Genomic DNA, 19,924 nt, shown 5'->3' with positions numbered 1-19,924 from the left:
CATGGCAACTCTCGAATTACGCAACGTCAACAAGACCTACGGCGCTGGCTTGCCGGACACCCTGAAAAACATCGAACTGAAGATCGATGACGGGGAATTCCTGATCCTGGTCGGCCCATCGGGCTGCGGCAAATCCACGCTGATGAACTGCATCGCGGGACTTGAAAACATCAGCGGCGGGGCGATTCTGGTGGACGACGCCGACATCAGCGGCATGAGCCCGAAAGATCGCGACATCGCCATGGTGTTCCAGTCTTACGCGCTGTACCCGACCATGAGCGTGCGCGACAACATCGCGTTCGGTCTGAAGATTCGCAAAATGCCCACCGCCGAAATCGACGAAGAAGTCGCTCGCGTCGCCAAGCTGCTGCAAATCGAACACTTGCTCAGCCGTAAACCGGGCCAGCTCTCCGGTGGTCAACAACAGCGCGTGGCCATGGGCCGGGCGCTGGCGCGGCGGCCGAAGATTTACCTGTTCGACGAACCGCTGTCCAACCTCGACGCCAAACTGCGGGTCGAGATGCGCACCGAAATGAAACTGATGCACCAGCGCCTGAAAACCACCACGGTCTACGTGACTCACGACCAGATCGAAGCCATGACTCTGGGCGACAAAGTGGCGGTGATGAAGGACGGGATCATTCAGCAGTTCGGCACGCCAAAAGACATCTACAACAACCCGGCCAACCTGTTCGTGGCGAGCTTCATCGGTTCGCCGCCAATGAACTTCATTCCTCTGCGTTTGCAGCGTAAGGAAGGTCGTCTGGTCGCACTGCTCGACAGCGGTCAGGCGCGTTGCGAATTGCCGCTGGGCATGCAGGACGCCGGGCTTGAAGACCGCGAAGTGATCCTCGGCATGCGCCCGGAGCAAATCGTGCTGGCGAACGGCGAGCCGAATGGTTTGCCGACCATCCGCGCCGAAGTGCAGGTCACCGAACCGACCGGTCCCGACACCTTGGTGTTCGTCAACCTCAACGACACCAAAGTCTGCTGCCGCCTGGCACCGGACGTGGCGCCGGCCGTGGGCGAGACCCTGACCCTGCAATTCGATCCATCGAAAGTGCTGTTGTTCGACGCCAAGACTGGTGAACGCCTGGGGGTGGCCGGCCTGCCGAAAGCTGAAGCTCATAGTGCCAACGTCGCCCAATTCAAAGGCCGCTGAAGATCAAAAAATGTGGGAGCTGGCTTGTCGGATCGCCGCACCGCTGCGATGGCATCAACTCGGTTCGACATTAAACCGAGTCGCCTGCATCGCAGGCAAGCCAGCTCCCACACAAGCCGCTTCCACAGGGGGATTCGCGGCAGATGGGGACATCCGCCGCAACCGTTGTAAACCGCGTTAGATAAAAACAGTTAATAACAATAAAACGAGGATGTAGGGATGAAGAAGAACAACAACGCTCAGCTTATCTGCCAGTTGTCAGCGATTGCGGCAATGATGCTGGCCGGTAGCGCACACGCGGCTGACGCGTTCAGTGCCGACTCGCAGTGGATGACCGGGGATTGGGGTGGCGCAAGGACCAGGCTGATCGAACAAGGCATCGACATCAAGGCCGACTACGTCGGTGAAATGGGCGCCAATCTGCATGGCGGCTACAACGACGACAAGACGGCGCGTTACGCCGACCAGTTTGGCCTGGGCGTGGCGCTGGACCTGGAAAAACTGTGGGGCTGGGATAATACCCAGGCCAAGATTCAGCTCACCAACCGTAACGGTGAGAACATCTCCAATGATCGCGTCGGCGACCCGCGTGCCGGCACTTTGAGTTCCTCCCAGGAAGTCTACGGCCGTGGCCATATGGTCCGTCTGACCCAATTGTGGATCCAGCATCAATTCCTCGACAATAAACTGGACATCAAGGCCGGTTACTTTGGTGAAGGTGAAGACTTCAACACCTTCCCTTGCGAGTTCCAGAACCTGGCGTTCTGCGGTTCCCAAGTGGGTAACTGGGCGACCAACATCTGGTACAACTGGCCGGTCATGCAGGCGGCAATTCGCGTGAAGTACAACATCACGCCTGAATTCTATGCGCAGATCGGCGCGTACAACCAGAACCCGTCGCAACTGGAACACGGTAACGGCTTCAAGCTCAGCGGCAGTGGTACCGAGGGTACCGTCTTGCCGGTCGAACTGGTCTGGTCACCGAAGGTCAACAACCTGCCGGGCGAATACCGTGTGGGTTACTACAAGAGTACAGCCAAGGCCGATGACGTTCGTGAAGACGAAGACGGCAATGATGCGGCAACCAGCGGCAACGCCTATCGCAGCCACAGCAGCAAGTCCGGCTACTGGTTCGTGGCGCAGCAACAACTCACCACCCACAACGGGGACGCTTCGCGCGGTCTGAACATCGCGGCCAACGCCACTTTCCACGACAAGGACACCAACATCGTCGACAACTATCAGTCGCTGATGTTTGTGTACAAGGGCCCATTCGACGCACGTCCAAAAGATGACGTCGGGATCGGTTTTGCCCGTATCCATGTCAACGAGGACGTGAAGAAGAACGCCGAGTTGGTCAACGCCGCCAATGGTGTCAGCGACTACAACGATCCGCTGTTCTCGCCGTTGCGGTCCACCGAGTACAACTACGAGATCAACTACGGCTTCCACGTTACCAACTGGCTGACCGTACGTCCTAACCTGCAATACATCACTCACCCGGGCGGTGTGGATGAAGTCGACAATGCTCTGGTGGCTGGTCTGAAAATTCAGTCGGTGTTCTAACGCTGTTGCGATAAGCTCCTCTCTATGTGCGCATTTTTGCGGACGGCCATGGCTGTCCGCTTTTTTTTGGGGGGCCGCATACCCCTTGGACAGATCGTTCCCACGCTCTGCGTGGTAACGCCGCTCATCGTATGTGACGCAGAGCGTCACGGGATGCATTCCCACGCAGAGCGTGGGAACGATCAGGTAGAAAAATGATTTTCAGGACCGTGGCACATGCTTGAGCATCCGCTACAACGCTTCTTCAAATCCTTGCGCGAACGTCCGGTGTTTGCGTGGGAGCGCTATCAGATGCGCGATGTGCTGGTGATCGACCATCCGCTGTGTCAGGCGGTGTTCAGTCGGCAGGGCGCGCAGTTGCTGCACTTTCAGCCCAAGGGTCAGAAACCCTGGTTGTGGTGCGCGGCGAAGTGGCCGCATGTCGGTGCGATTCGCGGCGGTGTGCCGGTGTGCTGGCCGTGGTATGGCCGTCATCCGAGCGAAAACGCCTGGCCGTCCCATGGCTGGGCGCGTTTGCTCGACTGGAAACTGCTCGACAGCAGCAGTGATGACGATGGCGTGCACCTGCACTGGCAGTTACAGCTGTGCGACTGGCAAGTGGACTTGCACGCACACCTGGGCGAACGCATGGATTTGCACCTGAGCACCGAGCATCAGACGACATGCCGTGCCAGTTGAGCCAGGCGTTGCACGCCTATTGGCGTATTGGTGACGTGGGTGAGGTAGCGCTGTCTGGGCTCGACGGCGCGCAAGGTTACGACCAGTTAAGCCGCCAGGTTTGCCAGCAGGAAGGCGAGTTGCGGGTCGACGGCGGTTGTCAGCGAGTGTTCCAGCATGACGGCGAATTGCAGCTCAAGGATCACGCCTGGCAGCGGCAACTGTGCATCGATACCGGTGACCATGCAGACACGGTGGTCTGGCATCCAGGCTCGCGGCCGTTGCTGGGCGTGAGCTGGAACGAGGTTTTAGAGTTCGTCTGTGTGGAAGCGGCTAGCGGCGGCACCGATAGCCTGTGCCTGGCGCCGGGAGAGCGGGCGCATTTGAGTTTGCAGGCGCGGGTTGGGGCGTGAAAAAGATTAAAAGATCAAAAGATCGCAGCCTCGCTTCGCTCGACAGCTCCTACAGGTTTACGCCGATCCCTTGTAGGAGCTGTCGAGCGAAGCGAGGCTGCGATCTTTTAAGGTGGATTAATTAAACTCATCCCCAATCGGATACCGACTGGCATTCAGGCTTTCCTTGATCTTGCGCAAATGCGGCTGGAAATCCACACCCCGGCGCAGGGTCATGCCGGTGGCGAGCACATCGAGCACGGTCAGCTGAATGATCCGTGACGTCATCGGCATATAGATGTCGGTGTCTTCCGGCAGCGGAATGTTCAGGCTCAACGTACTGGCCTTGGCCAGCGGCGAACCCTCGGCCGTCAGGCCCAGCACCGAAGCGCCGTTTTCCCGGGCAATGCGCGCCACTTCCACCAGTTCGCGGGTGCGGCCGGTGTAGGAAATGATCACGAACAACTCGCCGGTGTGGGCCACCGAGGCGATCATGCGTTGCATCAGCACGTCGGCATGGGCGGTGACCGCCAGGTTGAAGCGGAAGAACTTGTGCTGCGCATCCAGCGCCACCGGGGCCGAGGCGCCGAGGCCGAAGAAGTGGATCTGCCGGGCCTGGATCAACAGGTCGACGGCACGGCTGATCAGGTTCGGGTCAAGCGCCTGCAACGCACTGTCCAACGAGGCGATGGCACTGCCGAAAATCTTCTTCGTATACGCTTCCGGATTGTCATCGGCTTCAACCGCGCGGCTGACATACGCCGCGCCACTGGCCAGGCTTTGGGCCAACTGAAGTTTGAGTTCTGGATAACCGCTGACGCCGAACGAGCGGCAGAAACGGTTGACCGTCGGCTCGCTGACCTTTGAGGCCTGGGCGAGGGCGGCGATGCTGAACCGGGTGGCCTGCTCTGGGTTGAGCAGGATCACTTCGGCGACTTTGCGTTCCGCCTTGTTCAGGTCTTCAAGGCGATTCTGGATCTGTTCCAGTAAATTTCGCACGCGGTCCATTACATGTTCCTTAGGTCAGCAGCGCAAATAAGCGTTCGGCTAATGCAAATTGGGCCTTTGATACGGCCCATAACGGTGGCCTATCCTACTGATGGCTCCGACCGACCACCACTCGGAATCTGTATTTTGCGAAAATGTTGTGGTTATTACTACATTTTCCCTTGAGTGATGCCTTGAAAAAAGGTATTTGTAGCTTAACTTGATAAAAGAACAAACATCATGCCTTCGATTACGGTTGAACCTTGCACCTTTGCCTTGTTCGGCGCACTCGGCGATCTGGCCCTGCGCAAGCTGTTTCCTGCCCTTTATCAACTCGATGGTGCTGGCCTGCTTCATGAGGATACGCGCGTTATCGCGCTGGCCCGTGAGCCCGGCAGCGAGCAGCAACACCTGGCATTCATCGCCACTGAGCTGCGCCGCTACGTGGGCGCCAAAGAGCTGGATGAAGCGGTGGTCGAGCGTTTCCTGGCCCGTTTGAGCTACCTGCACGTCGACTTCCTCAAGGCTGACGATTACGTCGCCCTGGCCGAGCAGGCTGGCAGTGCCCAGCGGGTGATTGCCTACTTCGCCACCCCGGCGGCGGTTTATGGCGCTATTTGCGAGAACCTGTCGAAGGTCGGCCTGACCGAAAACACCCGCGTGGTGCTGGAAAAACCCATCGGTTCGGACCTGGAATCCTCGCGCAAGGTCAACGACGCCGTGGCGCAGTTCTTCCCGGAGAACCGCACTTACCGCATCGACCACTACCTGGGCAAAGAGACCGTACAAAACCTGATCGCCCTGCGTTTCGCCAACAGCCTGTTCGAAACCCAGTGGAACCAGAATTACATCTCCCACGTGGAAATCACCGTGGCCGAGAAGGTCGGGATCGAAGGCCGTTGGGGCTATTTCGACAAGGCCGGGCAACTGCGGGACATGATCCAGAATCACCTGCTGCAACTGCTCTGCCTGATCGCCATGGACCCGCCGGCCGACCTGTCCGCCGACAGCATCCGCGACGAGAAAGTCAAAGTCCTCAAGGCGCTGGCACCGATCAGCCCGGAAGGCCTGACCACTCAAGTGGTGCGCGGCCAGTACATCGCCGGCCACAGCGAAGGCAAATCGGTACCCGGGTATCTGGAGGAGCCTAATTCCAACACCCAGAGCGACACCGAAACCTTCGTCGCCCTGCGTGCCGACATTCGCAACTGGCGCTGGGCCGGCGTGCCGTTTTACCTGCGGACCGGCAAGCGCATGCCGCAGAAGCTGTCGCAGATCGTCATCCACTTCAAGGAACCGTCGCACTACATCTTCGCCCCCGAGCAGCGCTTGCAGATCAGCAACAAACTGATCATCCGCCTGCAACCGGACGAAGGCATTTCCTTGCGCGTGATGACCAAGGAACAAGGCCTGGACAAGGGCATGCAGCTGCGCAGCGGTCCGTTGCAGCTGAATTTTTCCGACACCTATCGCAGCGCGCGGATTCCCGACGCCTACGAGCGGTTGTTACTGGAAGTGATGCGCGGCAATCAGAATTTGTTTGTCCGTAAAGATGAAATCGAAGCCGCGTGGAAGTGGTGTGACCAGTTGATCGCCGGGTGGAAAAAATCCGGTGATGCGCCCAAGCCGTACGCGGCCGGGTCGTGGGGGCCGATGAGCTCCATTGCACTGATTACGCGGGACGGGAGGTCGTGGTATGGCGATATCTGAATTGAAACTGCCTCAGGGCGTCAGCGCTCATGAGTTCAAAAGCCCGGTGCTGCTGGCCGAAGGCCTGGCGCTGAATGTGGCCAAGCAACTGAGTGATGCGATCGACGCGCGCGGCACCGCGACCTTGGTGGTTTCCGGTGGACGCAGCCCGGTGGCGTTTTTCCAGCACCTGGCCAAGCAGACGCTGGACTGGTCCAAGGTTGTCGTCACCCTGGCCGACGAGCGCTGGGTGCCGGTGGAACATGCCGACAGCAATGCCGGTCTGCTCAAGCGTTACCTGTTGCAAGGCCCGGCGGCCAAGGCTCAGTTTCTGAGCCTGTACAGCGCCACCGCCAACCTGGAACAGGCCGCCGAGCAGGCTGATCGCTTGCTCGCCGAATTGCCGCCGATCGACGTGCTGGTGCTGGGCATGGGTGACGACGGTCATACCGCGTCACTGTTCCCCAACAGCCCGAACCTGGCCGATGCCTTGAAAGTCGACGGTACCCGTCGCTGCTGGCCGATGCTGGCGCCGACCGTGCCTCATCAACGCCTGACCATGAGTCGCGCTCTGCTGGCGTCGGCGAAGCACACCGTTCTATCGATTTCCGGTCAGTCCAAGCTGACCACCCTGAATGCCGCACTGGCCGGTGACGATGTCGCCGCCATGCCGATTCGGGCGTTTCTGCAACCTACGTTAGAGATTTACTGGTGCCCATGAACCAAGGATCAGCCGCTATGACAAACACATCCCCGACCGTTTCCATGGCGGACAAAGTTGCCCTGATCGACAGCCTCTGCGCCAAGGCGCGGATCCTGCCAGTGATCACCATCGCTCGTGAGCAGGACGTACTGCCGTTGGCCGACGCCCTGGCGGCCGGTGGCCTGACGGCGCTGGAAGTGACCCTGCGTTCGCAGTTCGGCCTCAAGGCGATCCAGATCCTGCGCGAGCAGCGTCCGGAACTGGTGACCGGTGCCGGCACCGTGCTTGATCGCAGCATGCTGGCCGCTGCCGAAGCGGCCGGTTCGCAATTCATCGTCACGCCGGGTATCACCCGTGACCTGCTTGAAGCCAGTGTCGGTAGTCCGATCCCGCTGTTGCCGGGCATCAGCAACGCTTCCGGCATCATGGAAGGCTATAGCCTGGGTTATCGCCGCTTCAAGCTGTTCCCGGCGGAAGTCAGCGGCGGCGTCGCAGCCATCAAGGCCCTGGGCGGCCCGTTCGGCGAAGTAAAATTCTGCCCGACCGGTGGCGTCAGCCCGGCCAACATCAAGAGCTACATGGCGCTGAAAAACGTGATGTGCGTAGGCGGTAGCTGGATGCTTGACCCCGAGTGGATCAAGAACGGCGACTGGGCCCGCATCCAGGAGTGCACCGCCGAGGCGTTGGCGCTGCTGGACTGATTAACCGGATTTACCAAACACTTCGTTGTGTGTTCTACGGCTTTACGGTGCACTTGGTCGGTGCACCGTTTTTTTTGCCTGAAATAAACCCCTTATGACTGCCACTCAGCCAAACGCCGTTTTTTTGCACAAATAGAACCTGTAGGAGCGAGGCTTGCCCGCGAAGGCGGTCTTCCAGCTACATCAATACTGAATGTACCGACGCCTTCGCGAGCAAGCTTCGCTCCTACAGGACATCATGCGATACATAGTTACCGCATCTCGTCGCTCGTCCAGCGTTAACCTGCGTTCATCTTATGGAAGAGAGAACGTCATGGACGACAACACTGCAATTACATTCCCGCGACCGGCTTGCCAACTGTCACCCGAACAGATCGCCGGCCCGTATTTTCGAAACCCGAAACTGATCAGACGAAACATCAGCGAAGGCATGGATGGCATCCCCTTGGTGCTGCGGCTGACGATCGTCGATGCGATGACCGGTCAACCGGTCACCGGGGCGGTGGTCGATATCTGGCATTGCAACGCGCGCGGGGCGTATTCGGGCTGGGGCAAGGTCGACCCGGACAAGGAAGTCGACGTCGGTGATATCGGGTCGATCCCGCGCACCGATGACGATACCTACCTGCGCGGCGGGCAATTTACCGATCACCAGGGCGTGGTGCGATTTACCACCATCTACCCGGGTTTTTATGCCGGCCGCGCCCTGCATATTCATGTGGCGGTACGGATCACGGCCGGCAACAACTACCTGGAAGAGCGCCATGTCGCCTGGGTCGGCCAGCTGTACTTTCCCGAGGTGGCCTCGCGGTCAGTACTTAAAGCCCGCGAGTACCGTGGGCGTGGCATCTGCGCACTGAACAACGAGCAGGATGAGTTCTATCAGGGCATGGGCGGTGCAGCCTCGACCTTGAACGTCCACCCCATCGGTCGAGACTCGAGCGAAGACGGCTTTTTCGGCCACATGACCATCGGTGTCGACACGTTTGCGTTGTCATCGCAAATCAAGCCCGAAGACTTCGACAAATACACCGTGTGACGTCAGCGCAATTCAGTCAGCGCCCGGGCCAGCAAATCCATGTCGGCGGCGGTGGTGGTGAACCCTGGCGTAATGCGGATGCACGGGCCACACGCCGCACCGCTGCGCGCCACGGTAAACAGGTTGTAGTCGTTGAGCAGTCGCTCGACCATCGCCTGCTGATCGGCATGCCGGGTAAAGCGCATCGAGGTGATGCCGCAATACAGGCGCGGGTCATCCGGGGTCATGACTTCGATCCCCGGTAACCCCCGAACGGCATTGACCCAGCGGTTGCGCAGGTAATTGAGCCGCATGCCCTTGGCGACGGAACCGCCCATGGCGCGATGTTCTTCGAACACCAGCGGCAGGGTCAGCAGGGCCGGAATATTGGGCGTGCTGTAGGGCGTGCGGGCGCGAATGTCGGTGCTCGGGAAATGCATCTCGCCCATGTCCGGATCGATATCGGCCAGGCGCTCGGGCGCGATGTAAATGAAGCCCAGAGTCAGCGGCGCACCGATCCATTTGTGCAGGTTGTAGCCGGCAAAGGCGATGCCCAGCTCATCGAGGTTGAACTCGATCTGGCCGAGGGCATGGGCGCCGTCGAGAATCACGTCGATGCCGTGTTCTTTGGCGGCGGCGGCAATTGCCTGCACCGGCATGACCAGCCCGGTGCGGTGGGTGACGTGGGTCAGGGCCATCAACTTCAGACGCGGATAACGCACGAACGCTTCGCGGTAAGTGGTCAGTAAACTGTCGAAACTGGCGGGGTGGCGGTGTTCGATCTCGATCACTTCCACGCCTCGAGCGCACGCCAGCCAACGCATCGCGCCCTTGACCGTGTCGTATTCCAGATCGCCTATCAGCACCTGATCGCCCGGTTCCAGGCGGTTGTAGTTGCGGATCAGCGATTGAAGGCCGTCCGAGGCGTTGCGGGTGAGGGCGACGGCTTCGGCGGGGGCACCGATCAACTCGGCCAGTTGCGCGCGAATGTCGACGCTTTCGCCCTGTTCGAAGCGCTGGCGCACATGCACCGAGTTGCCGCGGTTAATGAGCTCGATGTTGCGCTGATACTCCTCGACCACGGTGCGTGACATGCGCCCGAAGTAACCATTCTCCAGGTTCAGGGGGCCGGGTTCGACCGCATAGCGGTCGGCAAAGGTCAGCCAAAAGGCTTCATCGCGGGAACGGCGGGTGTTATCGGGCATGAGCAACTCGATGAGATAGGGCGGGTCAGTGGCGAGGGGCGGGTTTGCCGTGTTTGGCGCGCAGCGGTTCGAGCAGCTCCGACAAACCGTTGTGGTCAATTTCCTGCATCAAGGCCAGCAAGCCGCCCAGTTCACCGTGGGGGAAACCTTCGCGAGCGAACCAGTTCAGGTACTGGCCGGGCAGGTCAGCGATGATGCGGCCCTTGTATTTGCCGAAGGGCATTTCGCGGGTAATCAGCAGTTCGAGCTTTTCGGGATTCATCATCAGTCGTCTTCATTCAAAGCAGTCTGGAAAATACAGGCATTCTGCATGCAGGCCAAATGACAGATCATGCAAAAAAGCGGATACCGATTTTCGCGTTAAAAGCCAACTAATTGAAATATAAGTAAAAAACCGTCAATTCAAAGCTGGCATGCAGGGTGCAACTACTTATTGCATCTTTCATCAACCGCAAGGAATTGAAAAATGACTGACATCAATAAAGAAGCGATCTCTGTACTCAACGACCTGATTGAAACCTGTAAAGACGGTCAGGAAGGGTTCAAGACTTGCGCTGAAGACCTCAAAAATCCAGAAATCAAAACCCTGTTCATTCAGCGGTCCGCCGACTGCGCCTCTGCCGCTGCCGAGCTGCAGGCCACCGTGCGGTCTTTGGGCGGTGATCCGGAAACCTCCACCAGCGTCAGTGGCGATCTGCATCGTCGCTGGGTCGACGTGAAGTCGATGTTCACCGGCAAGGATGACGAGGCGGTACTGAACGAAGCCGAACGCGGTGAAGACCACGCGAAGAAGGCTTACAAGGACGCACTGGAAAAAATTAACAAGAACAACCTGGTGAGCATTCGTGACATCGTTGAACGCCAGTATCACGGCGTGCAACGCAACCACGATCAGGTTAAAGCCCTGCGTAACCAGGCTCGCGCACGCTCATAAGCGTTCGTTATCCGTCAAAAACGCCAGCCAGTCTGGCGTTTTTTTGTATTCGGGATTTAACGCTGGACGGGATATAGATAGCTAGCTAATAATTTGTTCTTCAAATCATTTCGCCCGACCCGGCTATCGTTAAACCGTCCTTTCAAGAGTGCCTTACGTGCCCATTATTTTGCAGGCCTTGTTCGCGCCTGACCGCCGCGCCTTACAGTTCGCGATCAAGACTTTGATCGGCGGCGGCCTGGCGCTGTGGCTGGCGTTGCGCTGGGGGCTGGAGCAACCGTCGTGGGCGTTGATGACGGCGTTTATCGTCGCCCAACCGTTGTCCGGGATGGTGGTGCAGAAGGGTTTGGCACGGCTGTTGGGTACGTTGGTCGGGACGATCATGTCGGTGGTGTTCATGGGCCTGTTCGCTCAGACGCCCTGGCTGTTTTTGCTGGCATTGGCGTTGTGGCTCGGGCTGTGTACGGCGAGCTCGACCTTACTGCGCAGTACCTGGTCCTATTCCTTTGTGTTGGCCGGTTACACGGTGGCGATCATCGCATTGCCGGCCATTACCCATCCGCTGACGGTGTTCGATCAAGCTGTGGCTCGCTGCACGGAAATCTGCCTGGGCATTCTCTGCGCCACCGCCGCCAGTGCGTTGCTCTGGCCGTTGCGGGTTGAAAGACAACTGGCGGATCAAGCCCGGGCAGCCTGGCAAAGCGGCATGAATGCCGCGCGTGCGACCCTGGCTGGTGATGGTCAGGCGCGTAAAGGTTTGCTGGAAATCCTCGGGAAAATCGTCGCGGTCGATGCCCAGCGCGAACATGCCTGGTTTGAAGGCAGTCTCGGTCGGCAGCGGGCGCGTGCCATCAGCGGTTTGAGTCAGAAGCTGTTGATGCTGTTGCGCATCGCCCGTTCGGTGCGCCGCCAATGGAATCAGTTGGAGCAGCAGGAAGCCGAGCAACTGATGCCATGGATGACCGAGGTTCAAGAAGCGCTTGGCGCTTGTGATACCGCCCAATTGCAAGCATTGCGCCCGAGGTTGCTCGACGCCTCTCACGATGCACACATCAGTTCGGCGCAAAGTTACTGCCTGGCCCGTTTCACCTTGTTGCTCGATACCGCCATGGCGGCCTGTGCCGCATTGAAAGCGGTGCAGGAGGGGCGTGAAACGGTCGATCCGCCGAGAACCCTGACGCCGCATCGCGACCTGTCATTGGCGCTGGTCTTTGGCGCGCGCAGTGCGCTGGCGTTTCTGGTGGTATCGGGTTTCTGGCTAGCGACGGCATGGCCTGCGGCGTCGGGCGCTCTGGTGCTGACGTGTGTGGTGTGCAGTCTGTTTGCCAGCCGCGAGAATGGGGCGCAAATCGGCATGAGTTTTCTGCGCGGCATACTGCTGGCGATTCCGTCGGCGTTTATTGTCGGGCAGATTCTGCTGCCGCAATGGAGCGGGTTTGCGCTGCTGTGCATGGGCATGGGCGTGCCGCTGTTTCTCGGGGCGCTGGGCATGGCCAAACCGCAGATCGGCGCGACGGCTACTTCGTTTTGTCTGCACTTTATTGTGCTGGTTTCGCCGCTGAACATGATGAAGTTCGATGTCGCGAATTTCTTCAACAGCGCTCAGGCCATGCTGATCGGTGTCGGCGCCGCCGTGCTGGCGTTTCACTTGCTGATTCTGCGTAACCCGACGTGGCATGGCCGCCGGTTGCTGGCGGCGACCCTTGCCGATCTGGTGCGCCTGACCCGACGCAATCTGCGCGGCGCCGAAAGCTGGTTCGGTGGGCGTATGGCCGACCGTTTGCTGCAATTGGCGCGGCATTATCCCGAGTTGCCGGAGCCGGCGCGCAGCCGCTGGGATGATGGCTTGCTCGGCCTGGACATCGGCGATGAGCTGCTGCATTTACGCTTGAGCCTGGCGGTGGCGCAGGTGCCGGTCAAAGAGCCCCAGCGACGTTATCTCGAACAACTGGAAAAAGTCCTCGAGCAAGGCCCGGCCGGCCATCGCGCCGAGGCGCTGGCGCAACCGAGTGAGGCGTTATTGAAAACCTTGTACGCATTGCCGCCCAGCGATGCGGTGAAACTCGCCCAAGGCGCGGTGCTGCAATTGCAAAGCAGTTGGCGTGCCTGGTGTCACCAACAGGAGCAAAGCCATGGGCTTGCGTGAGTGGTCGATGGGTGGCGTGCTGCTCAGCCCGTTTCTGATTGATGTGCTGCTGGCGTTGCTGGTCACCGGAGCGTTGCGCATGGTATTGCGCCTGACCCCGGTTGGTCGCTGGATCTGGCACGAAGCATTGTTTGATTGCGCCTTGTACGTCTGTGTATTGACCCTGATCACCGTCGTCCTTGGGCCTTTATAAAGGAGTTGAATATGCGTACACCCGTACGTGTCGCGATAACCCTGAGCCTGACGGCGCTGGCGATTTTTGCCGGTTTCCATCTATGGCAGTACTACATGTTGACGCCCTGGACTCGCGACGCTCGGATCCGCGCCGACGTGGTGGTCATCGCCCCGGACGTTTCTGGCTGGGTGCGTGAGCTCAAGGCTTTCGATAACCAACAGGTCAAGGCTGGCGATGTGTTGCTGAGCATCGACCGTGATCGTTTCGAAGCCGCGCTGGAGAAAGCTCAAGCGGTGGTGCAGACCCGTCAGCAGCAACTCAGTTTGCGTGAACACGAAGCCAGCCGCCGCGCCAGTCTCGGGCCGCAGGCGATCAGCGCCGAACTGCGCGAGAACGCGCAAATCAATGCCGGCATCGCCCGGGGCGAACTGCGCGAAGCTCAGGCTGAAGCCAAGGTCGCGCAACTCAACCTGACCCGCAGCGAGGTGCATGCGCCGCGCAGCGGCCACGTCACCAACTTGCGTTTGGCCCAGGGTAATTACGTGAATGCCGGGCAACCGGTGATGGCGTTGATCGACGATTCGACCTTTTACGTGCAGGCGTACTTCGAGGAAACCAAACTGCCGCGAATTCGCGTCGGCGATCCGGTCAAGGTCTGGCTCATGAGCGCCGGGGAGGCGTTGCAGGGGCACGTCGAAAGCATCAGCCGCGGGATTACCGACCGCAATACCACGCCCGATGGGCAATTGCTGGCCGAGGTGGAACCGACGTTTAACTGGGTGCGCCTGGCGCAGCGGATTCCGGTGCGGATCAAGCTCGACAAGTTGCCTGAAGGGATCAGTTTGAGCGCGGGGATGACGGCGAGTGTGCAGGTGCAGGAGGGAGGTCATTGATCGTTCCCACGCTCCGCGTGGGAATGCCGCCCAGGACGCTCTGCGTCTTGCCGTTGGTGACGCGGAGCGTCACTGGATGCATTCCCACGCGGAGCGTGGGAACGATCGTGCGGGCTTGCAAATCAGCCGATGCTGATAGCCGGCAATGTCGGCAGCGTCACGGTCTGTTGCTTGCGCGGTGCCAGAATTTCCGCCTCGCCATCCACCACCAGCTCATCGCGCTGGTTGAACACCCGAGTGGCGATGCGCACACGAAACTTTGGCAGTTTCTCGAGAATCTCCAGGCGCACGGTCAGCGTGTCGCCAATCTTCACCGGCTTCTGAAAGCTCATCGTCTGACCGATATAAATAGTCCCCGGCCCAGGCAACTCGCAAGCCACCGCCGCGCTGATCAACGCGCCGCTGAACATGCCGTGGGCGATACGCTCCTTGAACATGCTGGCGGCGGCGAATTCGGCGTCCAGATGCACCGGGTTGTGGTCACCGGACATCGCGGCGAACAGCTGGATGTCGCGTTCTTCGACAGTTTTGCTGTAGCTGGCGGTCTGGCCGATTTCGAGGGCTTCGTAAGGGGTATTGGTAACCTGGGTCATCTGTCTCGATTCCTGTGACGAATTAGAAAAATCCACAAAAAAACTATTCGGTTCTGGGTGGCCGGCGAGCGCTCAAGGCTTGGGCGATCCAGTTCAGCACGTCGGCCGTCACTTCGTCGCGGTTGCTCTCATTGAACAGTTCATGCCGGGCCTGCGGGTAAATAGTCAGCTGCAGGCTCTGGCAGCCAGCGTCGCGCAACGCGTGGGCCAGATCTTTCAGACGTTTGCCTTCGCTCACCGGATCACATTCGCCGCCAATCACCAGCAGCGGCAGGCCCGGATCGATCTGGGCGAGATTGGACGCTTTGCTGATTTGCTGCAAGCCGCCGAGCAAATCGATCCACAGTTGATTGGTGCAGCGAAAGCCGCAGAGCGGGTCATTGGCGTATTTGTCGACTTCGGCCGGGTCGCGGCTCAGCCAGTCGAACGGCGTGCGTACCGGTTTGAATTTCTTGTTGAATGAACCGAACGACAGCCATTCGATCAGCGCACTGCGCCCCTTGGGCCCTTGGCGCAGGCGTTCGAGGCGAGCAATCTGTCGCGCTGCGCGATAGAGGGCTATAGGCTGGAAGTTAGAGCCGCTGAGAATCGCCCCGTGCAGGCTGGCGCTGTGGTGCAGCAAATAAGCCTGGGCGATGTAGCTGCCCATGCTGTGGCCGAGCAACACGATTGGTACGCCGGGATGCTGTTGGCCGATCTGTTGGTTGAGGCTGGCCAGGTCGCCGACGACTTTGCACCAGCCATCGTCATCGGCGAAATGGCCCAACGTACCGTTTTCGGCAGTTTTGCCATGTCCACGCAGGTCCGGCGCATAAACACCATAATCCTGATCACAGCAGGCTTGCGCCAGACGGACATAGCGACCGCTGTGTTCCGCCATGCCGTGGGCCAGCAGGATCACCGCCTTGAGCGGCGCGGCCGGCAACCACTGGTTGACGAAGAGGCGGCTGCGGTCACTCGCGGTCAGCCAGAAAGTGTCGTGGATCATGGCGATTCCTTTGCATTGGGCTGCGATGGGGAAACAGCCCCGCTGCATTGTATAGCGCATCCAACGCATGCCGTCTGATCAGGCCACGCCGGGGCAGCAAGATTCACGCGATCAATGACGACCGTGCGCATATTTGCCTGATTCACCATAGCTGCTAGTGTCCGGGAAGCACCGTTTTTCGCTTTCCGCTTTTTGAGAAGAGAGAAAAGACAGAAAAGCGGCCCCGGATAGGTTCAGGTAAAGAGGACAAGAATAATGCAACCTGATTTCTGGAATGACAAACGCCCGGCCGGCGTGCCCCTGGATATTGACCTTGGGGCCTATAAGTCGGTGATCGAGGTGTTCGAGCGTTCCTGCAAGAAATTTGCTGACCGCCCGGCGTTCAGCAACATGGGCGTGACCCTGACCTACGCCGAACTGGAACGCTACAGCGCAGCGTTCGCCGGTTATCTGCAAGCCCACACCGACCTGGTGCCGGGAGATCGCATCGCGGTGCAGATGCCCAACATCCTGCATTACCCGATTGCCGTGTTCGGTGCCTTGCGCGCCGGGCTGATCGTGGTCAACACCAACCCGCTGTACACCGCGCGGGAAATGCGTCATCAGTTCAAGGACTCCGGTGCCCGGGCGCTGGTCTACCTGAACGTATTCGGACAGAAGGTCCAGGAAGTGCTGCCCGACACCGACATCCAGTACCTGATCGAAGCGAAGATGGGCGACCTGATGCCTGCCGCCAAGGGCTGGCTGGTCAATACCATGGTCGCCAAGGTCAAGAAAATGGTCCCGGACTATTCATTGCCGCAGGCCATTCCCTTCAAGAGCGCGTTGCGTCTGGGCCGAGGTTTGGGCATCAAACCGCTGAACGTCGGCCTTGATGACATCGCTGTGTTGCAATACACCGGCGGCACCACCGGGCTGGCCAAGGGCGCGATGCTGACCCACGGCAACCTGGTGGCGAACATGCAGCAGGCGCGCGCGTGTCTGGGGCAATTCGGCGCTGACGGTCAGCCGCTGCTGCGCGAAGGCCAGGAAGTGATGATCGCGCCGCTGCCGCTGTACCACATCTATGCCTTCACGGCGAACTGCATGTGCATGATGGTGACCGGCAACCACAACGTGCTGATCACCAATCCACGGGACATTGGCGCCTTCATCAAGGAACTGAAGAACTGGCGGTTTTCGGCGCTGCTGGGGCTCAACACGCTGTTCGTCGCACTGATGGACCATCCCGACTTCAAGACCCTGGATTTCTCCAGCCTCAAACTCACCAACTCCGGCGGCACCGCGCTGGTCAAGGCTACGGCCGAGCGTTGGAATCAGCTCACCGGCTGCCGGATCACCGAGGGTTATGGCCTGACCGAAACCTCGCCGGTGGCTTGCACCAACCCCTACGGCGACAAGTCGCGCATCGGCACGGTCGGCCTGCCGGTGCCGGGCACGACGCTCAAGATCATCAACGATGAGGGCGTCGAGCTGCCGCTGGGCGAGCGTGGCGAACTGTGCATCAAAGGCCCGCAGATCATGAAGGGCTACTGGCAGAATCCCGAAGCCACCGCCGAAGTACTGGACGCCGACGGCTGGTTCAAGTCGGGTGACATCGCGGTGATCGACCCGGACGGTTTCGTGCGCATCGTCGATCGCAAGAAAGACATGATCATTGTTTCGGGTTTCAACGTGTACCCGAACGAGATCGAAGACGTGGTGATGGCTCACCCGAAAGTCGCCAACTGCGCGGTGATCGGCGTGCCGGACGAGCGTTCGGGAGAGGCGGTGAAGTTGTTTGTGGTGGCCCGTGAATCCGGGGTCAGCCTTGAAGAGCTGAAGGCCTACTGCAAAGAAAACTTCACGGCGTACAAAGTACCCAAGCACATCGTCTTGCGTGAGTCGTTGCCGATGACGCCGGTGGGCAAGATTCTGCGGCGGGAGTTGCGCGATATCGCCTGATCGTTGGATGGCCGCGCTTCGCGCGATCGCGGGCAAGCCTCGCTCCTACAGGTTCAGTGGTCTGAACGACACGAACCCTGTAGGAGCGAGGCTTGCCCGCGAAGCTTTTAAGAGCTGAAACCCCGGTTTCAGGGGCTTCCAAGGCTCTATAGAATTTTTGCTCTAAAAGTGACTATTGAATATTCAAGAGTCATAAACGTGACCGTTGAGACCAATTTTGGCTCTAGTAGCCCCTTGGCAAAGCTGCTACTCTCGGCGCGCTTTGTGACTTCTCGGCCTTGAAAAAAGCCAGACTCACCAATAATCAAACACCAATAATAATCGCATCAAATGCGGTATTTGAATTCGCGTTGCTGAGGAGTGGGCTTCCATGATCGAAGACTTTTGGAAGGATAAGTACCCAGCTGGAATTGCTGCCGAGATCAATCCAGACGAGTATCCGAATATTCAGGCAGTGTTGAAGCAGTCCTGCCAACGCTTCGCTGACAAACCGGCATTCAGCAACCTGGGCAAGACAATCACCTACGGTGAGCTGTACGAATTGTCCGGTGCCTTTGCTGCTTACCTGCAACAGCATACCGATTTGCAACCCGGCGATCGAATCGCCGTGCAACTGCCCAACGTGTTGCAGTACCCGGTCGCCGTCTTCGGCGCCATCCGCGCCGGGCTGATCGTGGTCAATACCAACCCGTTGTACACCGCGCGGGAAATGGAACACCAATTCAACGACTCCGGTGCCAAAGCCTTGGTCTGCCTGGCCAACATGGCGCATCTGGCCGAAACCGTCGTGCCGAAAACCGGCGTCAAGCACGTGATCGTCACCGAAGTGGCCGACCTGCTGCCGCCGCTCAAGCGCCTGCTGATCAACAGCGTCATCAAGTACGTGAAGAAAATGGTCCCGGCGTATCACTTGCCCAAGGCCATCAAATTCAATGACGTGCTGAGCAAGGGCCATGGCCAGCCAGTGGTTGAAGCCAACCCGGCCAGCAGCGACGTTGCCGTGCTGCAATACACCGGCGGCACCACCGGCGTGGCCAAGGGCGCGATGCTGACCCACCGCAATCTGGTGGCGAACATGCTGCAATGCAAGGCGCTGATGGGCTCCAACCTCAACGAAGGTTGCGAGATCCTGATCACCCCGCTGCCGCTGTACCACATCTATGCGTTCACCTTTCATTGCATGGCGATGATGCTGATCGGCAACCACAACATCCTGATCAGCAACCCGCGCGACCTGCCGGCGATGGTCAAGGAACTGTCGAAGTGGAAGTTCAGCGGTTTCGTCGGCCTGAACACGCTGTTCGTCGCGTTGTGCAACAACGAAGCGTTCCGCAAGCTGGATTTCTCCAGCCTGAAAATCACCCTGTCCGGCGGCATGGCCTTGCAACTGGCCGCGGCCGAGCGCTGGAAAGCGGTCACCGGTTGCCCGATCTGTGAAGGTTACGGCATGACCGAAACCAGCCCGGTGGCCACGGTGAACCCGAGCCAGAACATCCAGATTGGCACCATCGGTATTCCGGTGCCATCGACCTTGTGCAAAATCATCGACGATGCCGGCGTTGAACAGCCGTTGGGCGCCATCGGTGAACTGTGTGTGAAAGGTCCGCAAGTCATGAAGGGCTACTGGCAGCGTCAGGACGCCACCGATGAAATACTCGACAGCGAAGGCTGGTTGAAGACCGGTGACGTCGCGCTGATCCAGCCTGATGGTTACATGCGTATTGTCGATCGCAAGAAAGACATGATTCTGGTCTCCGGTTTCAACGTGTACCCCAACGAGCTGGAAGATGTGCTGGCGACTCTGCCGGGCGTGCTGCAATGCGCGGCCATCGGTGTACCGGACGAGAAGTCGGGGGAGGCGATCAAGATCTTCATCGTCGCCAAACCGGGCGTGACCCTGACCAAGGAACAGGTGATGGAGCACATGCGCGCCAACGTCACCGGCTACAAGGTACCCAAAGCCGTGGAGTTCCGCGACGCACTGCCGACCACCAACGTCGGCAAGATCCTGCGCCGCGAACTGCGCGACGAAGAGCTGAAGAAACTGGGCGTGAAGAAAGTCAGCGCCTAGTCAAACAAAAGCCCCGCAGTGCGGGGCTTTTTGTTGCCTGACTGATCGTTCCCACGCTCTGCGTGGGAATGCCGCCACGGACGCTCCGCGTCCGATGCTG

The 19,924-nt window shown here is 59.3% G+C and carries 17 protein-coding genes and 1 pseudogene; 13 read left to right on the top strand and 5 right to left on the bottom strand.

Annotated features, from left to right (window positions below; translation table 11 throughout):
• Position 1 precedes the first annotated feature (1 nt).
• From NHU87_RS16705 to NHU87_RS16695, 3 genes and pseudogenes are all read left to right on the top strand, one after another.
• Entirely contained in the window at positions 2–1,162 is a 1,161-nt protein-coding gene (locus NHU87_RS16705) for an ABC transporter ATP-binding protein (protein WP_123719264.1), read from the top strand.
• Between the two features lie 219 nt (positions 1,163–1,381).
• A complete protein-coding gene (locus NHU87_RS16700; protein WP_253550836.1) occupies positions 1,382–2,728 on the top strand; it encodes a carbohydrate porin in 1,347 nt (448 codons plus the stop codon).
• Positions 2,729–2,944: 216 nt separating this feature from the next.
• Positions 2,945–3,798: pseudogene (locus NHU87_RS16695) on the top strand (D-hexose-6-phosphate mutarotase).
• A gap of 117 nt (positions 3,799–3,915) precedes the next feature.
• Here the strand turns inward: NHU87_RS16695 and NHU87_RS16690 are convergent.
• A complete protein-coding gene (locus tag NHU87_RS16690; protein ID WP_173667542.1) occupies positions 3,916–4,776 on the bottom strand; it encodes a MurR/RpiR family transcriptional regulator in 861 nt (286 codons plus the stop codon).
• A 228-nt stretch (positions 4,777–5,004) separates the two neighbouring features.
• Here NHU87_RS16690 and zwf point away from each other — a divergent pair, with 228 nt between their 5' ends.
• The 4 genes from zwf (at position 5,005) to NHU87_RS16670 (ending at position 8,896) form a co-directional block, all read left to right on the top strand.
• Positions 5,005–6,474 (top strand): glucose-6-phosphate dehydrogenase, encoded by a 1,470-nt coding sequence (zwf, locus tag NHU87_RS16685; protein ID WP_253550834.1) that lies wholly within the window; start codon positions 5,005–5,007, stop codon positions 6,472–6,474.
• Entirely contained in the window at positions 6,461–7,174 is a 714-nt protein-coding gene (pgl, locus tag NHU87_RS16680) for a 6-phosphogluconolactonase (protein WP_253550832.1), read from the top strand. Before zwf ends, pgl begins: the two co-directional genes overlap by 14 nt.
• A gap of 17 nt (positions 7,175–7,191) precedes the next feature.
• Complete coding sequence (locus tag NHU87_RS16675) at positions 7,192–7,857, top strand: bifunctional 4-hydroxy-2-oxoglutarate aldolase/2-dehydro-3-deoxy-phosphogluconate aldolase (protein ID WP_008072964.1); 666 nt, start codon at positions 7,192–7,194, stop codon at positions 7,855–7,857.
• Between the two features lie 313 nt (positions 7,858–8,170).
• The gene (locus NHU87_RS16670) at positions 8,171–8,896 is read left to right on the top strand and encodes an intradiol ring-cleavage dioxygenase (RefSeq protein ID WP_253550817.1); all 726 of its coding nucleotides are present in this window, start codon (positions 8,171–8,173) and stop codon (positions 8,894–8,896) included.
• A 2-nt stretch (positions 8,897–8,898) separates the two neighbouring features.
• On the opposite strand, the gene NHU87_RS16665 is transcribed toward NHU87_RS16670, so the two are convergent.
• Both NHU87_RS16665 and NHU87_RS16660 read right to left on the bottom strand, forming a co-directional pair.
• Positions 8,899–10,080 (bottom strand): aminotransferase class V-fold PLP-dependent enzyme, encoded by a 1,182-nt coding sequence (locus NHU87_RS16665; RefSeq protein WP_253550814.1) that lies wholly within the window; start codon positions 10,078–10,080, stop codon positions 8,899–8,901.
• A 25-nt stretch (positions 10,081–10,105) separates the two neighbouring features.
• Positions 10,106–10,342 carry a DUF3820 family protein gene (locus NHU87_RS16660; protein ID WP_007949456.1) on the bottom strand — a complete coding sequence of 79 codons (237 nt, stop codon included), beginning with the start codon at positions 10,340–10,342 and terminating at the stop codon, positions 10,106–10,108.
• A 204-nt stretch (positions 10,343–10,546) separates the two neighbouring features.
• Here NHU87_RS16660 and NHU87_RS16655 point away from each other — a divergent pair, with 204 nt between their 5' ends.
• From NHU87_RS16655 to NHU87_RS16640, 4 genes are all read left to right on the top strand, one after another.
• On the top strand, positions 10,547–11,014 hold the full coding sequence (locus NHU87_RS16655; protein ID WP_253550811.1) for a ferritin-like domain-containing protein: 468 nt from the start codon (positions 10,547–10,549) through the stop codon (positions 11,012–11,014).
• Positions 11,015–11,171: 157 nt separating this feature from the next.
• Positions 11,172–13,160: an FUSC family protein gene (locus tag NHU87_RS16650; RefSeq protein WP_253550798.1), complete on the top strand. Its 1,989-nt coding sequence runs from the start codon at positions 11,172–11,174 to the stop codon at positions 13,158–13,160.
• Positions 13,147–13,353 carry a DUF1656 domain-containing protein gene (locus NHU87_RS16645; protein WP_253550795.1) on the top strand — a complete coding sequence of 69 codons (207 nt, stop codon included), beginning with the start codon at positions 13,147–13,149 and terminating at the stop codon, positions 13,351–13,353. Before NHU87_RS16650 ends, NHU87_RS16645 begins: the two co-directional genes overlap by 14 nt.
• Before the next feature lie 11 nt (positions 13,354–13,364).
• A complete protein-coding gene (locus tag NHU87_RS16640; protein WP_253550792.1) occupies positions 13,365–14,228 on the top strand; it encodes an efflux RND transporter periplasmic adaptor subunit in 864 nt (287 codons plus the stop codon).
• 122 nt (positions 14,229–14,350) lie between these two features.
• Here the strand turns inward: NHU87_RS16640 and NHU87_RS16635 are convergent, their stop codons facing one another.
• Both NHU87_RS16635 and NHU87_RS16630 read right to left on the bottom strand, forming a co-directional pair.
• A complete protein-coding gene (locus tag NHU87_RS16635; protein WP_007934748.1) occupies positions 14,351–14,821 on the bottom strand; it encodes a MaoC family dehydratase in 471 nt (156 codons plus the stop codon).
• A gap of 43 nt (positions 14,822–14,864) precedes the next feature.
• Entirely contained in the window at positions 14,865–15,809 is a 945-nt protein-coding gene (locus tag NHU87_RS16630) for an alpha/beta hydrolase (protein WP_253550789.1), read from the bottom strand.
• A gap of 255 nt (positions 15,810–16,064) precedes the next feature.
• Between NHU87_RS16630 and fadD2 the strand changes: the two genes are divergently transcribed.
• Positions 16,065–17,753 carry a long-chain-fatty-acid--CoA ligase FadD2 gene (gene fadD2 / locus NHU87_RS16625; protein WP_253550786.1) on the top strand — a complete coding sequence of 563 codons (1,689 nt, stop codon included), beginning with the start codon at positions 16,065–16,067 and terminating at the stop codon, positions 17,751–17,753.
• Positions 17,754–18,123: 370 nt separating this feature from the next.
• Entirely contained in the window at positions 18,124–19,824 is a 1,701-nt protein-coding gene (fadD1, locus tag NHU87_RS16620; protein WP_253550783.1) for a long-chain-fatty-acid--CoA ligase FadD1, read from the top strand.
• Positions 19,825–19,924: the final 100 nt, after the last annotated feature.

The organism is Pseudomonas mandelii, from assembly GCF_024138395.1.
Taxonomy (GTDB): domain Bacteria; phylum Pseudomonadota; class Gammaproteobacteria; order Pseudomonadales; family Pseudomonadaceae; genus Aquipseudomonas; species Aquipseudomonas mandelii_E.
Note: the sequence above shows the minus strand (reverse complement) of the source record. Positions and strands in the feature narration are given on the sequence as shown.